The organism is Streptomyces sp. NPDC051738 (genome assembly GCF_044453205.1).
Lineage (GTDB): Bacteria > Actinomycetota > Actinomycetes > Streptomycetales > Streptomycetaceae > Streptomyces.
The window spans coordinates 23,468-38,345 of the sequence record NZ_JBITCM010000006.1; the positions used below are offsets into that span (position 1 = coordinate 23,468).

Below are 14,878 nucleotides of genomic sequence, written 5' to 3' on the forward strand. Positions count from 1 at the left end.
GTATCCGTGAAGAACACAGGACATCTGTCGCGGCGTCAGATCCTCGCCGCCGCAGGATTCATCGGCCTCGCCACCCTCACCGCCTGCGGCAGCGGCGACGACGGAGGCGACCCCAAGGACCTGTCGAAGAAGCAGAACGGCGCGATGAAGGAGTACCGCACCGGCCAGCAGTTCAAGGCGGCGAAGCCGCTCTCCTTCTCGATGCTGCACAACAACAACCCGGTCTACCCGATGAAGAGCGGCTGGCTGTTCTGGAAGGAGGTCACCAAGCGCACCGGCATCACCATCAAGCCCCTCGACGTCCCGCTGGCGGACTACGAGAAGAAGCGCAGCGTCCTCATCGGCGCGGGCGACGCCCCCTTCCTGATCCCCAAGACGTACCACCCCTCCGAGGTCGCGTTCGTGTCGTCCGGCGCGATCCTCGCGGTCAGCGACTACGTGCACCTCATGCCCAACTTCCAGGACAAGGTCAAGAGATGGAGGCTGGAGCCCGAGCTCGACTCCATACGCCAGTCCGACGGCAACTACTACCTGCTGCCCGGCCTGCACGAGAAGGCCAAGTCCGGTTATTCGCTGTCCTTCCGCACGGATGTCCTCGACAAGCACGGCCTGACCCTGCCCACCAGCTGGGACGAGGTGTACGACGTCCTGAAGGCACTCAAGACCGAGTACCCCGACAAATACCCCTGGACCGACCGCTGGAGCACCAACACCCCCTTCCCGTGCGGCGCGCTGTTCAGTTACCTCGGCCAGTCCTACGGGGTGAAGGCGGGCTGGACCTACAACAACCTCACCTTCGACACCAAGGCGGGGAAGTTCGTCTTCAACGCCACGACGGACAGCTACCGCCAGATGGTCGAGTACCTGAGGAAGCTGGTCGCCGAGAAGCTGCTGGACCCGGAGAGCTTCACGCAGCAGGACGACCAGGCGGTGCAGAAGCTGCTGGCCGAGAAGTCGTATGTGATCAGCGCGAATCCGCAGGAGCTGGTGCAGAACTACCGCTACAACCTTCAGAAGCAGGTCAAGGGCGCGAAGATCGAGATGGTCCCGGTGCCCCTCGGCCCGGCGGGCCGGGTGGTCCTGGGCGGTACCCGCCTGGAGAACGGCGTCATGATCTCCAGCAACGCCCTCAAGAGCGACACCTTCGTGGCGATGATGCAGTTCGTGGACTGGCTCTGGTACTCCGACGAGGGCCAGCAGTTCTGCAAGTGGGGCATCGAGGGCGTCACTTACACCAAGTCCGGCGACACTTACGAGCTGAAGCCCGGCATCTCTCTCATGGGCTCCGACCCGGACGCCCCGAAGGACCTCCAGAAGGACTACGGCTTCTTCAACGGCGTCTTCACCTACGGCGGCAGCTGGGCCCTCGTCTCCTCCAACTTCAGCCCGGACGAGCAGAAGTTCCAGGACGCCATGTCCCAGCGCGAAGAGCTGCCGATCGACCCGGCGCACCCGCTGCAGTCCATGGAGCAGGAACAGGCGACGCTCTGGGACACCCCGCTCAAGGACCACGCCATCCAGAACACCCTCAAGTTCGTCCTCGGCAAGCGCCCGATGTCCGAATGGGACGCCTACGTCGCCGAGTTGAAGGCCAAGAACATGGACCAACTGGTCGACCTGCACAACAAGGCATACGAACGCTTCAAGAAGGAGAACGGGTGAGCGGCGGCGCACCTACAGCCGCCTTCGGCACCGGGGTCCTCTCCCGCGCCGCCGGCCTGATCCACACCCTGGTCACCGTCGAGGCCCTGCTGCTTCTCGCCGCATCGCCCGGTCTCGCCGGCCTGCTCCTCCTCGGCCCCGACCCGGCCAACCTGCCGCTGGCCGCCGTATGCCTGCTGCCGCTCGGCCCGGCCCTGTCCGCCGCCCTGTACGCCCTGCACCACCGCACCCGCGACCTCACGGACCTGCACCCGGCGCGCACCTACGCACGCGGCTGGCGGCTCAACGCCCTCCCGGCGCTGAAGCTCTGGACGCCCCTGCTCGCCTGGCTGACCGTCATCGCCTTCACCCTCACCCACTTCTCCGCCACCGGTCTGCCCGGCTGGTGGGCGGTGCTGCTCGGCGTGATCGGCGCCGGCTCGCTGCTGTGGGGCGCGCACGCGCTGGTCCTCACCTCGCTGTTCACGTTCCGCACCCGCGACACCGCCCGCCTCGCCGCGTACTTCCTCGTCCGGCACGCCCGCGCCACCCTCGCCGCAGCCTCCCTGCTCCTGCTGGTGGCCGCGTCGACCGCCCTGCTGACCGAGGCCCTGCCCGCCCTGCTGGCCGCCCCGCTGCTGCTCTCCCTGCTGCACAGCAGCCGCCCGGTGATCGCCGAGACCCAGGAGGACTTCACCGCATGACGGCGCCGCGCACCCCGAGGATCCCGTACGGCGGCGACTACAACCCCGAGCAGTGGCCGCATCCGGTCTGGGACGAGGACCACCGCCTGTTCACCCGGGCCCGCATCGACACCCTCACCGTCGGTGTCTTCACCTGGGCCCTCACCCAACCCGCCCCCGACACCTACGACTTCACGACCCTCGACCGCATCCTCGACCGCGCCGCCGCCGAGAACCGCCAGGTCTGCCTGGCCACCGGCACCGCGGCCCTCCCGCCCTGGCTGGCCAGGAGACACCCCGAGGTCAACCGCACCGACTTCGAGGGCCGCCGTCACCGCTACGGCCAGCGCCACAACTTCTGCCCCAGCTCACCGGCGTACCGCGAGCACGCCACGGCCATGGCGGACCGCCTCGCCGAACGCTACGCGGACCACCCGGCGCTCCTCGCCTGGCACATCAACAACGAGTACGGAGGCGCCTGTTACTGCGACCTGTGCGCCGAGGCGTTCCGGGCCTGGCTCCAGGACAAGTACGGCGGCCTCGACGCCCTCAACGACGCCTGGTGGACGACCTTCTGGTCCCACCGCTTCACCGACTTCGGCGAGATCGAGCCCCCCAGCGCCCTCACCGAGCACTGGCGCGGTCCCGATCACACCGCGTTCCAGGGCATCACCCTGGACTACTTCCGCTTCACCACCGACGCCCTCCTCGGCTGCTTCCTCGCCGAGAAGGAGGTGATCCGCGCCCATGACCCGGACACGCCCGTCACCACCAACTTCATGGGTATGTTTCGCCCCCTCGACTACCACCGCTGGGCGCCCCACCTCGACTTCGCCTCCTGGGACAGCTACCCGCCCCTCGACGCCCCGCCCACCTGGCCCGCCCTCGCCCACGACCTGATGCGCGGCCTCAAGGACGGCGCCCCCTTCTGGCTGATGGAGCAGACCCCGTCCACGACGGCCTGCCGTGACGTCAACCCCCTGCGCCGCCCCGGCGAACTCCGCCTCGCCACCTTCCAGGCAGTCGCCCACGGCGCCGACGCGGCCCTCTACTTCCAGATGCGCGCATCCCGCGGCGCCTGCGAGAAGTACCACGGCGCGGTCATCGGGCACGCGGGCCGGGACGACACCCGGGTCTTCCGTGAAGTGGCCGATCTGGGAAGGGAGTTGGAGAGCCTCGGAGACGCGACCCTCGGCGCCCGCACCCCGGCCCGTACCGCGCTGATCTTCGACTGGGACAGCTGGTGGGCCCTGGAGATCTCCGACGGCCCTTCCCGGCTGGTCAAGTACCAGGAGGTGGTCCACGCCTACTACCGCGCCGCCCGCGAGGCCGGAGCCGACGTGGACGTCGTCCGCCAGACCGCCGACCTGACCTCGTACGACGTGGTTCTGGCCCCCGTTCTTCACCTGGTCAAGGGCGACCTCGCCGAGCGCCTCGAAGCGGTCGCCGCACGCGGCGGCACGGTTGTGGCGACCTTCCTCTCGGGCCGCGGCGACGAACACGACCGTGCGTTCCTGACGGACGTCCCGGGACCGCTGGCTCCCCTGATGGGCGTGCGGGTCGACGAGTGGGACTCGCGGCAACCGGAGTTCGCCCAGCACATTCCCGAACTTCAGACAGAGGCGCACCTCGTCTTCGAGATCGTCCAGCCGCGCGGCGCCGAGCCGATCGCCACGTATGGCGGCGACTTCTATGCCGGCACCCCGGCCGTGACCCGGCACGCGTACGGCGACGGCGAGGCATGGTACGTCGCCACCGCCCTCGCCCAGCCCGGCGTCGACCGGGTGGTCCGCCGTATCCTCGCCCGCCACGAGCTGCTCGGCCCCTACGCCGACAACCCGACCGTGGAGACCGCGACCCGGATCGCCCCCGACGGCACCCGCCTCCTCTTCCTCCTCAACCACGCCCCCGAACCGGCCCACCTGACCGCCCACACCACCGCCACCGACCTGCTGACCGGCAAACGGACGCAGGAGGGCGAGCCCCTGACCCTCGACCCGCTCGGGGTGGCGGTCCTGAGCCTTCTCAGTTGATGGTGACGACACGTGCCCAGGACGGCGGGGTGTCCGGGACGTAGTCCGGATCGCTCTCGTCGACGGTGCCGCCGACCCGGGGGAAGAGACCGACGACGGTGCGGCAGGGCGGCTGCGCGGAGGGCCATGGTGTCTGACCGTCAGTGAGAGCGACGATCACGTCCGGGCGGTGCCGGGAGCGGAGCGCCCGGGCGAAACCGGAGCGCAGATCCGTTCCCCCGCCGCCGACCAGCTCGATGTTCTCGGCGCGGCAGAGCGGGACGGCCACTCCCGCCGCCGCGTCGCAGGAGATCACCGACACCAGGTCGCGCCGCCCGCCCACCGCGCGTGAGATGGCCGCCACCTCCAGCAGGGCGCTGCCCAGTTCGGCGTCGCTCACCGACCCGGACGTGTCGATCACGACGCAGACCCGGGGCGGCGTACGCCGCAGGCTCGGCAGCAGTACGCCGGGGACACCGGCCGAGCGCCGGGACGGACGCCGGTAGCTGTGGTTCTCGCCCACCCCTGGCGCGCCCGCCGCCGAGCGTACGGCCGCCCCCAGCAGCTGCCGCCACGGCTGCGGCGGATGGAACGCCTCGTCCGCCCATCGCCGCCACCCATCCGGAGCCTCGCCCGGTCGGCCCTTGATCCCCTCGGCGACCCGGAAGCGCACCGCGTCCCGCTGCTGCCTGGTCAGCCCGTGTGACCCGTCCGGCCCCAGCTCCCACGGCCGGACCTGTCCGTCGGCACCGCTGCCACAGTCCAGCCAGGCCAGGTCCGCGGCGAGCCCGGACATCGACGCCCTCCGCAGGTACTCCTCCATCAGCAGTCCGTCGGGCAGCCGCAGCAGCGACGGAAGCACCGCCCCGGTGGGCCGGGGCAGACCGTCGCCGTAGATGTCGTCGTTGATCTCGAAGTCGGCGGCGATGTTCCGTCGCAGCCTCTCGCCCGGCCCGTACTCCTCGTGCTCGCGCGCGTACCGCTCCCCCCGCCCATGATGGTCCCGGAGCAGATGGGACACCTCGTGCACCCAGACGCCCGCCAGCTCCTCGACCGGGGTGCGCGCCACGAAGCCGGGGGAGACGTAGCAGCGCCAGTGCGCGTCGACCGCCATGGTCGGTATCGACCGGTCCTCCACCACCGACAGCGCGAACAGCGCGACAGCGAGGTACGGGCGGACCTTGACCGCGTGCAGCCGGGCGGACAGCAACTTCTCCCTGTCCAGCGGGAGTCCGGGCGGATTGTCCGGCGCGTCGCGACCGGCCGGTGGTCCCGGCACGGTCGCCCGTACCGGGCGCGGCGGCGGAGGCGGGGCCATCGGGCGCGGCAGCGGGCGCCTCCCGGTCATCGGGGCACTGCCCTGGGCTCGCCCCGCCTCGGTGTGCTTCAGGGGCCCGGTCATCGGCGCGCCCCCTCGGCCCGCCCGGCCCGCTCCACCGACCGGTCCGCGCGCTCGGCGAGACCGACGACCGTGGCCAGCCGTTCCACCGCCTCCGGCACCTCCCAGTCGTCGCGTCGCAGCGCGGCCAGCGTCGTGGCGGGGGCGACGAGCAGATCCGGAGCGCCGGTCTCCAGCGCACGGACCAGCACCGCCCAGCCCGCCTCCCACCGCTCCCGTTCCGGCCGCGCCCCGACGGCGGCCACCACCGCCTCCAGCGCGGCCTGACGCAGATCGCCCCGCGCCGGAAGCTCGGCGGCGGCCGGATCGGCCAGGAGCGACTCCGGGTCCGGCAGGTCCATCCGGTCCAGATGGGCGAGGAGTTCGAGCCCCGGTCCGTCTCCCACCGCGCCCCGCACCAGCAGAGCCAGAACGTCCCGCGAGACGGAGGCCGCCGTGCCGAAGGCCAGCAGGGTCAATGCGGTCTCCCAGCTCCGGGGCGAGGGCCAGGCGCCACCGCGCCGCGTCTCGGTGCTCGGCAGCCGGTGGATCAGCGTCGGCCGGACTTTCAGGAACCCGCAGACCGCGCGCCGTGCGAAGGCCACCGCCTCCGCCAGCCGCTCCGGCTCCAGGCGGGGCAGCTCGGCCCTTGGCCAGACCCCGCCGAGGCCCCGCACCACCACGTCCTGGTCGTGCACCCAGTACAGATGCACGAACCGGTTGGCCAGCGGCGGACTCAGCTCCCACCCGTCCGCCGCCGACGCGCGCGGATTGGCGGCCGCCACGATCCGCACCCCCGGCGGCAGTTGCAGCGCACCGACCCTGCGTTCCAGGACGACCCGGAGCAGCGCGGCCTGCACGGCCGGAGTGGCGGTGGACAGCTCGTCCAGGAAGAGCAGCCCCCGCCCGGCCCGTACGAGCTCCACGGCCCACTGCGGCGGTGCCATCGGCACGCCACGCACCGCCGGGTCCTCGCCCACGATGGGAAGCCCGGAGAAGTCGGTCGGCTCGTGCACGCTGGCGATCACGGTCGTCAGCGGCAGGTCCAGGGAGTCGGCGAGCTGTGTCAGGGCCGCGGTCTTGCCGATGCCCGGCTCGCCCCAGAGCAGCACGGGCAGATCGGCCGCGACGGCCAGGGTGAGCGCTTCGAGCTGGTCGTCGGGGCGCGGTTCGGTGGTGGTCGTCCGAAGGATCGTCAGGAGATCGTCAGCGAGGGTGAGTTGGGTGGCGGTCCCGAAGGGGGCGGCGGGCAGGAGGGTACTGGAAGTCATGGGCATCACCTGGGGGAGGTCAGGGAACGGGACAGACCGTTCCGGAAGTCGTCAAAAGGAATGCGGAAAAGGAATGCGGAAAGGAGCGTGGAGTGGAACGCGCTCTGCGGGCGCGGGACTTGGGCGCCGGACGCTCGCCCGGTCAGCAGGCCTGACCGGTACGGGGCCGGGCCCGACTGCTCCGCTTGCGCCACAGCACGGGAGGCGTACGGCGGTCGAGCCGCGGCCGGTGACCCGCCTGCGCGCGGCCTGTGCCCGATACGTCTGAGCCGCCGGCCGTAACGGCATCGGGGTGTACGTCGGTCAGACCCGAGCGGTAGAGCCCGTGGTCGATGCGGCGGACCGCGGCCGACTCCAGCTCCTCCCGGAGCGGCCCGTCGCGCAGGACCGCGGCGGGACCGAGCAGCCCCTCGACCACGGCCAGCGCCCCGGCGACATCACCGTGGCCGAGCCGCTCCCGGACCGCCGGCAGCGCCTCCGGGTTGCGGTGCACCGCATCGATCGCCCGCAGACAGGGCAACGGCGGCCCGCCGAGCGACACCAGCAGCTCCTCGCGGCGCAGTTGGGCCGGGTCGTGATCGACCGCGGTCAGCACCCCGTCCCGCAGCGCGATCCGATGGACCTCGCCCCGGCACTCCACCCGACGCGGATCGCTGGGCTCCGGGACGGTGCCGACCGCGCGTTCCGCGCCGGGCGCCGCCACGGTGCCGGTCGCCGTCTTCGAGCGATACGCGGTCATCGAGCCATACGCGGTCATCGAGCCGGTCGCCGTCGCCGAGCCACGCCCCGTCATCGAGCCGGTCGCGGCCACCGACCCGCACGCCGTCAACGCGGCCGCGACCAGCGGATGCAGCCGGTCGGCCGTCACCAGCCCGACCCGCAACAGCTCCAGATCCGGAAGGGCCCGGGCCGCCGCCTCCGGCAGCACCGGAAGCGCCGCGACCTCCTGCGGCGGCAGCGCCTCCCGCACTGGACGGAACGTCGGGGCATGGCTGTCGTCGGGCGCCACGAGTTCGAGCACGGCGCGGTTCCGCGCACCGAGCCGCACCGTGAAGGCACCGCGGGGACAACCCTCGGCCCGCAACAGCGACTCCGCCTCGGCGGCCCAACTGGCCACCGCCCAAGAGGAGTTGAGGTGATCGGGCAGGTCGGGCGGCGCCGAGGAACGCGCCCCGCACCGTCGCGCCAGTTCGCCGCTCTGCCCGGAGTCCCAGAGATGCCGGTGCAGGTCGAGCCGGAAACGCCGGTCGGGGTGCGGGTGTGGGTGCGGATGGTGGCCGGGGGCTCTGTCCCCGGACTCCTCCCACAGGGACAGCGCCATCCGCTGTCCGGCGTCCGCCCAGGCCGGCGGTGTCCGCACCACCAGCTGCAGCGGAGTGGCACCGGGAACCCGGTATCGGGCCAGGGAGACGGTGAGGCCCGGACGGAGCCGCCCGTCGGGGGCGATCCGGGGCATGTGCCAGCGGAGCAGATCAGGTGCCAGCCGACGCAGATCTGCCCGAAGGCGGGTGACGAGATCGGTGCCGTGGCGGTTGCGCACGGCGCGCAGATCGAGGTCGAGGTCGATCCGGGCGGCGGCGCAGGCCCCCGCCCAGTCACCGACCGCACGCCGTGCGGTCGCGGTCTCGATCATGGACAGTGGCACGGCGTACTCGCGTACCCGCTGCCACATCGACAAATGGGCCGGAATCCCGTTCGCGAAGTGATGTGCCATCAGCACTCACCTTGCGCGAACGAGTCCCCCAATCGGTACGAGGAGAAGTTCTTCATCGTTCGGCATCATAAGCACCGCGATCGCGATCTGTCAGTCCCGATTCATCAGTCCCGATTCATCAGTCCCGATTCAGTGGATGCGACGCCCGTGTGCGTCGGCCACACCTGACTTGCGGAAGAAGTAGCTGTTCACCTGATCCCGCCACTCGCGGGCGCTGCGGAGCTGCTCCTCGTACCGCTCCGCCACCCGCGCGTGGCGCTCCGCGTCGACGACGTCCACCAGCGAGGCCCACACCCGCTGGGCCGCCTCCACCTCCTCCACGCCTTCGAAGTGCGTGTCGTATATGTGCTGGATCACCGTCTTCCCACTCCGCAGCACGTGCTCGTACGACACGTGGTGGAAGAACAGCAGCAGCTCGTCGGGGCAGGTGTCCGGCGACTCGTACACCTCGGCCCACGCCTTGGCGTACTGCCCCGCGTACCCGGTGCCGGTCGCCACGCTGCGGTCGACGCCGATGCCGTCGCGGTCGGCGAAGTGGTAGGTGCCCCAGGGGCTGTACTCGTAGCCGTCGACGCTCGGGCCGTAGTGGTGGCCGGGCTGCACCATCCAGCCCACCCCGAGGGGCGCGGTGTACTTCTCGTACGTCCGCCACGAACCCGCCAGCACCGCGCGCAACCCCGCCGCCGGACCGCTGCCGAAGGTGAGCCGGATCCACTCGTCGAGGATCGGGCCCGGATCCGCGTCCGGCTGCCAGGCGAGCCGCCCGAAGGTGTACAGGTTCGCCTGGGCGAGGGGATGCCCGGTCCAGAACGGGTCGTCGCCGACGTTGGACACGGCGACCATGGCGTCGGCCAGGTCCGCCACCGGCACCCCGTCGGGCCGGAACCGCAGCACCTCGCTCCACATCGGCCCCAGCCAGCACACATGCCGCTGCTGCCCGGTGTACTCCTGCGTGGCCTGCACCTCCACCGCCAGCCGGGTCCGCGGCATCGCGCCGATCAGCGGCGAGACCGGCTCACGCACCTGGAAGTCCATCGGACCGTGCTTGACCTGGAGGACCGCGTTCGCCGCGAACTGCCCGTCCAGCGGCACGAAATGGTCGTACGCGGCCCGCGCCCGGTCCGTCGTCCGGTCCCGCCAGTCCTGGCGGTGGTCGTAGACGAACGCCCGCCAGTGCACAGTCCCGCCGTACGGCTCCAGCGCGGCGGCCAGCATGTTCGCGCCGTCCGCGTGGCTGCGGCCGTACGCGAACGGCCCCGGCTGCCCCTCGGAGTCGGCCTTCACGACGAACCCGCCGAAGTCGGGGATCGCCTCGTACACCCGCGCGCTCGCCCCCGCCCACCACTCCCGCACCGCCGCGTCCAGCGGATCGGCGGACGGCAGCCCGCCGAGCACCATCGGCGCGGCGAAGGTGACCGACAGATGGGTGCGGATGCCGTACGGCCGCAGCGCGTCCGCGATCTCGGCGACCCAGCCGATCCGGTCGGTGAGCAGTCGCGCCTCGGCCTCGTGCACGTTGACGTTGTTCACGGCCAGCGCGTTGATCCCGCACGCAGCCAGCAGCCTGCCGTACGCCCGTACCCGCCCCAGCAGCTCACCGCGCGCCCGGCCGTCCGCCCAGAACAGCGACCCGCCGGCGTACCCGCGTTCCACCTGGCCCATCACCGGGTGCACGGCCACGTTGTCCCAGTGGTCGAGCATGCGCAGCGCCGACGCGGGCCGGTGCTCCTCAGGTGCGGACGAGCCCTGGAAGGCCGCGTTCCCGAGGCGTACGACGTGGAAGAGGCCGTACAGCAGCCCCGAACCGCCGGACGCGGTGACGGTCGTCACGCCGCCACCGCGCTGGAAGGTGAACGCCTCGCCGCCGTCGGTCCCGGTCAGCTCCAGGACCAGGTCGCACGGTTCGGGGGACTCGTCGCGCGAGACGCTCCCCCCGAACCGTACGCAGGCCTGGGCCACTTCTCCGTGCACCGTGTCCACCAGCGGACCCGAACCACGGATCAGGGTCCGCCGGGTGCCGATCGGCCGGAACGCCTCGTCCGGCAGCCAGGCCGGATCGACGGGCAGATCGACACCCTGCATGAGACCCCCAACGCGTCCGCTCAGGCGAGCAGTTCGACTTCCGACACCACCGCCTCGCCGTCGAACACCAGGCGGTACTTCCCGTACGTACCCGGGGACCCCACGGAGAACGCCCGTGTCTGGCGGTCCCATGCGAAGGACTGCCCGGAGCGCTCGTCGAGGGTCCGCCACGTCGTGCCGTCCTTCGACCCCTGGAGCTTCCAGCCGGTCGGCGCCTGCGTCCGGTCCGACGGCGAGGTCAGGGTGTACTGCACGCCCTTGGCGCCTTCGGACACCGGCAGATCCACCGAAGTGACACTCGCCTGGGTCGCCGAGGTGTTGTCGAACAGTGCCCCGTCACCCTCCAGGACGTCCGCCCTCGGGACCGGCACCTCGTCGTCCTTGGTGATCGACACGGGCGCCGCGTTCTTGCCGGTGCCCCAGGACGAGGGCCGCGCACCCATGTCGAACTCCAGGACACCGCCCTTCGCGATCAGCGAGTGGGGGAGCGAAGTCGACTTCCACGGAACGCCGTTGACCTTCAGCCCCTGCACATACACATTGCGGGCAGTGTTCTTCGGCGCCTTGACGACCAGTTCACGGCCGTTCTCCAGATGGACCGTCGCCTTGGTGAACAGGGGCGATCCGACGGCGTACTCGCCACTGCCCATCACCAGCGGATAGAAGCCCAGCGCGGAGAAGAGGAACCACGCCGACTGCTCGCCGTTGTCCTCGTCGCCGTGGTAGCCCTGCCCGATCTCGCTGCCGGTGTACAGCCGCGACAGCACCTCACGGACGCTCGCCTGTGTCTTCCACGGCTGTCCGGCCGCGTCGTACATGTACAGGGCGTGGTGGGCGACCTGGTTGGAGTGCCCGTACATGCCCATCCGCACGTCCCGCGCCTCCGTCATCTCGTGGATGACACCGGGGTACGAGCCGATGAAGTCGGGCGAGGCCGTCTCGGGGGTGGCGAGGTACTCGTCGAGCTTGTCCGCGAGCCCGCCGCGGCCGCCGTAGAGGTTGGCGAGGCCGCGGCTGTCCTGCGGGGCGGTGAAGGCGTAACCCCAGCCGTTGGTCTCGGTGTAGTCGTACCCCCACACGCGCGGGTCGTACTTGGACGACTCGACGCGCCAGTCGCCCTTGGCGTCGCGGCCCTGGAAGAAGCCGGCCTTGGAGTCGAACAGGTTCACATAGTCCTGGGCACGGTTGAGGAAGTACGCCGACTCCTCCTTGTACCGCTTCTCGCCGGTCTCCTCGTACAGCTTCCGGCCCATCCGCGCGATGCCGTAGTCGTTGAGGTAGCCCTCCAGCGCCCAGGACAGGCCCTCGTGGGTCTCGGTGCTGGTGTAGCCGAGGAACGGCGAGGTCTCCATGCCCTTGCGGCCCACGCCGGACGACGGGGGCACCACGGTCGCGTTCTTCACGGCCGCGTCGTACGCCGACTTCGCGTCGAAGTCGACGCCCTTGACGTACGCGTCCGCGAACGCGACGTCCGACGAGGTGCCCGTCATCAGGTCCGCGTATCCGGGCGACGACCAGCGCGATGTCCAGCCGCCGTCCTTGTACTGCTGCACGAACCCGTCGACCATCTCACCGGCCTGACGAGGGGTCAGGAACGAGTAGGCCGGCCACGTGGTCCGATACGTGTCCCAGAAACCGTTGTTGACGTACACCTTGCCGTCGACGATCTTCGCGCCGGTGTGCGTCGGGGTGTCCGGACCCGTCATCGGCGAGAACGGAGAGGCGTACCGGTACGTCGAACCGACCTTCTCGAAACCGGAGTTGGGGTACAGGTACAGCCGGTACAGGCTGGAGTACAGCGTGGTCAGCTGATCCGGCGTGGCGCCCTCGACCTCGACCTTGCCGAGCAGCTTGTCCCAGGCGCGCTGGGCCCGGTTCCTCACCGTGTCGAAGGAGGTGCCGTCCGGGATCTCCTGGCGCAGATTGTCCTTCGCCTGGTCGAGGCTGATGAGCGAGGTGGCGATCCGCAGCGTGACGGACTTGTTCTCGGGCTTGAACCGCAGATGGCCCTTGACCCCGCTCGACGACCCCTCTTCCACCGGCGCGTCGAACACGCCGTACACGAACAGCCGGGTCGCCCCCGTCGACAGCCCCGACTTCACGTCGGAGTAGCCGCTGAACGTCCCGCTCTCCTTGTCGAGGGTCAGCCCCGCCTGGTCGGTGACGTTGTCGAAGAGCACGCTCGCGTCGTCGCCGGGGTAGGTGAAGCGCAGGACGGCCGCGTGGTCGGTCGGCGTCATCTCCGCCTTGAGGCCGTTCTCGAAACGCACACCGTAGTAGTACGGCCGTGCCGTCTCGTTCTCGTGCCGGAAGGCCAGCTGCCGTGCCTCACGGCCCAGATCGGGCGTGCCGGACGCGGCGGACGGCATCACCTGGAAGGTCTGCCGGTCGCCCATCCAGGGGCTGGGCTCATGGCTCGCGCTGAACGCCTGGATCGTCGGCAGGTTGTCGTCGTTGTTGGCCCGCGCGTAGTCGTACAGCCAGCTCAGCGAGCCCGCGTTGGTCACCGGGGTCCAGAAGTTGAATCCGTGCGGCACCGCCGTCGCGGGGAAGTTGTTGCCGCGCGAGAAGCCGCCGCTGGAGTTGGTGCCGCGGGTCGTCACCGCATAGTCGGACAGATGCGCCTTCGGCTTCTCCCGCGGTACGGCCTTCAGCGCCACGTCGTCCAGCCAGCCCCGGAACTTCGCCGGGCCCTTGGGGGAGTCGTACGCCACCAGGATCCGGTCGACGGTCTTGCCGGCCGCGACCGACCCGATCCGCGAGGCCACGTTGTTCCACTGGTTGACGTAGAGGACCTTGGCCGCCCCCTGCCCCTGCGGGGTCAACGCGAACCCGTGCTGGTCGGTCGCCTTCAGGTCGCTCAGATACGTCCCGTCCGTGAAGGCGAGGTCGACGGAGACGTTCGTGGCGTCATAGTCCCGGTCGCGGTCGGCCATCGACGGGAAGATCCGGTACGACAGCTGGGTGTCGCGTCCCACGGCCACATCGACGTCGAAGACCTTGTTGTACGAGTAGGCCCGGGCGTCGGCGGTGTGCCGGCCGGCGTAGCGCAGGGCCCGCTTGCCGGTGAAGCCCGCGCCCGCCTTCGCCGTCGGCGAGCCGCTGGGGCCCTTGTCGACCAGCGAGAGCATGTCCTCAGGTATCGGGTTGGCGCCGCCGCCCTTGGAGAACTGGACGTCGGCGAGCTGGAGGATGTCGCCGCCGTTGTTCTTGGAGATCTCCAGCCGGAAGTGCCGGTACTCGGCCGGCTCGGCGATGTCGTACGTCTTGGTCTGGAACGGCTCGGCGAAGGACTCGCCGGTGCGGGTGTCCAGGGTGGTCCAGTTCGTGCCGTCCGTGGAGCCCTGCAGGGTCCAGTCCCGCGGATTGCGCTCGTCGTGGTCGTTGGCCGACGTGAGCGCGTAGGTGACCACCTTGACCGGTGCGGCCAGGTCGAACTCCACCCAGCCGGTGGGGGCGAACGTCAGCCACTTGGTGGTCGGCTCGACGTCGACGAGGTTCTCCTTCACCTCACGCGCGCCGGCGTTCTCGCCGCTCGCCCGGACGTCCGTGACCTGGTCGGTCACATTGCCCGGGATGCCGCTGCTGTAGCCGCCGTCGACGCCCGAGGTCCGCTTGCCCCCGTCCGGGGCGGTGTCGACGGTGTTGAGCCAGTCGGGTGCCGGGTCGTCCGCCTCGAACGAGGAGGCGAACTCCCGGTCGGCCGCCGCGGGGGCGTCGGGCAGGGCGATCGCCGCGCCCTGCGAGCCCACGGTCAAAGCGAAAGCGGTCGCCGACACGACCGCCGTACCCCATCTGTGCCGAGCTCTGTGCTGCATAAGCCGGTACCCTCCCTGCGCACGGGACAACGTTGTCAACTTCGCTGCGCAAGGATCAGTTGTGGCTCAAGTGCCAAGTATTGTCAAGGGTGTTGGGTGTGGCATTCGGGGCTTATGCTGCGGATTTTTCGGGCAAGCGACGCACAGGCCACTCATATTTCCGTGAGGTCTCAACTCGGAAAAGACCACTGGCCAACCTTGCATTCGATCTTGCTCCGCTGGCGGGAAGTGGACTATACCTGTCGGCACTTCACATGATTCCGCACTTCCTGCACAACC

General features: G+C 70.4%; 8 protein-coding genes. 3 read left to right on the top strand and 5 right to left on the bottom strand.

Translation table 11 applies throughout. The features are described 5' to 3' along the window. Window positions 1-6 precede the first annotated feature (6 nt). Genes ACIA8X_RS15745 through ACIA8X_RS15755 form a run of 3 tightly spaced genes read left to right on the top strand, consistent with a single transcriptional unit; the run spans window position 7 to window position 4,357 of the window. On the top strand, window positions 7-1,662 hold the full coding sequence (locus ACIA8X_RS15745) for an extracellular solute-binding protein (protein ID WP_393447393.1): 1,656 nt from the start codon (window positions 7-9) through the stop codon (window positions 1,660-1,662). After that, complete coding sequence (locus ACIA8X_RS15750) at window positions 1,659-2,345, top strand: hypothetical protein (protein ID WP_393447395.1); 687 nt, start codon at window positions 1,659-1,661, stop codon at window positions 2,343-2,345. The genes ACIA8X_RS15745 and ACIA8X_RS15750 overlap by 4 nt, the downstream gene beginning before the upstream one ends. After that, complete coding sequence (locus tag ACIA8X_RS15755) at window positions 2,342-4,357, top strand: beta-galactosidase (protein WP_393447397.1); 2,016 nt, start codon at window positions 2,342-2,344, stop codon at window positions 4,355-4,357. Before ACIA8X_RS15750 ends, ACIA8X_RS15755 begins: the two co-directional genes overlap by 4 nt. Here ACIA8X_RS15755 and ACIA8X_RS15760 read toward each other — a convergent pair. The 5 genes from ACIA8X_RS15760 to ACIA8X_RS15780 all read right to left on the bottom strand — a co-directional run bounded on the left by ACIA8X_RS15760 (window position 4,350) and on the right by ACIA8X_RS15780 (window position 14,599). Beyond that, window positions 4,350-5,738, bottom strand: a complete 1,389-nt coding sequence (locus ACIA8X_RS15760; RefSeq protein WP_393447399.1) for a VWA-like domain-containing protein — start codon at window positions 5,736-5,738, stop codon at window positions 4,350-4,352. The two genes, ACIA8X_RS15755 and ACIA8X_RS15760, sit on opposite strands and share 8 nt — an antisense overlap. Then, window positions 5,735-6,985, bottom strand: a complete 1,251-nt coding sequence (locus tag ACIA8X_RS15765) for an AAA family ATPase (RefSeq protein WP_393447401.1) — start codon at window positions 6,983-6,985, stop codon at window positions 5,735-5,737. Before ACIA8X_RS15765 ends, ACIA8X_RS15760 begins: the two co-directional genes overlap by 4 nt. A 142-nt stretch (window positions 6,986-7,127) precedes the next feature. After that, window positions 7,128-8,699, bottom strand: a complete 1,572-nt coding sequence (locus ACIA8X_RS15770) for a hypothetical protein (RefSeq protein WP_399458466.1) — start codon at window positions 8,697-8,699, stop codon at window positions 7,128-7,130. A gap of 129 nt (window positions 8,700-8,828) precedes the next feature. Next, on the bottom strand, window positions 8,829-10,781 hold the full coding sequence (locus ACIA8X_RS15775; RefSeq protein WP_399458467.1) for an alpha-glucuronidase: 1,953 nt from the start codon (window positions 10,779-10,781) through the stop codon (window positions 8,829-8,831). A 20-nt stretch (window positions 10,782-10,801) separates the two neighbouring features. Further along, window positions 10,802-14,599, bottom strand: a complete 3,798-nt coding sequence (locus tag ACIA8X_RS15780) for a GH92 family glycosyl hydrolase (protein WP_399458468.1) — start codon at window positions 14,597-14,599, stop codon at window positions 10,802-10,804. Window positions 14,600-14,878: the final 279 nt, after the last annotated feature.

Excerpts from the sequence above, each read along its gene's own strand:
- ACIA8X_RS15755 (WP_393447397.1), top strand. The coding sequence starts at position 2,342 with ATGACGGCGCCGCGCACCCCGAGGATCCCGTACGGCGGCGACTACAAC.
- ACIA8X_RS15760 (WP_393447399.1), bottom strand. The coding sequence starts at position 5,738 with ATGACCGGGCCCCTGAAGCACACCGAGGCGGGGCGAGCCCAGGGCAGT.
- ACIA8X_RS15765 (WP_393447401.1), bottom strand. The coding sequence starts at position 6,985 with ATGACTTCCAGTACCCTCCTGCCCGCCGCCCCCTTCGGGACCGCCACC.
- ACIA8X_RS15770 (WP_399458466.1), bottom strand. The coding sequence starts at position 8,699 with ATGGCACATCACTTCGCGAACGGGATTCCGGCCCATTTGTCGATGTGG.
- ACIA8X_RS15775 (WP_399458467.1), bottom strand. The coding sequence starts at position 10,781 with ATGCAGGGTGTCGATCTGCCCGTCGATCCGGCCTGGCTGCCGGACGAG.
- ACIA8X_RS15780 (WP_399458468.1), bottom strand. The coding sequence starts at position 14,599 with ATGCAGCACAGAGCTCGGCACAGATGGGGTACGGCGGTCGTGTCGGCG.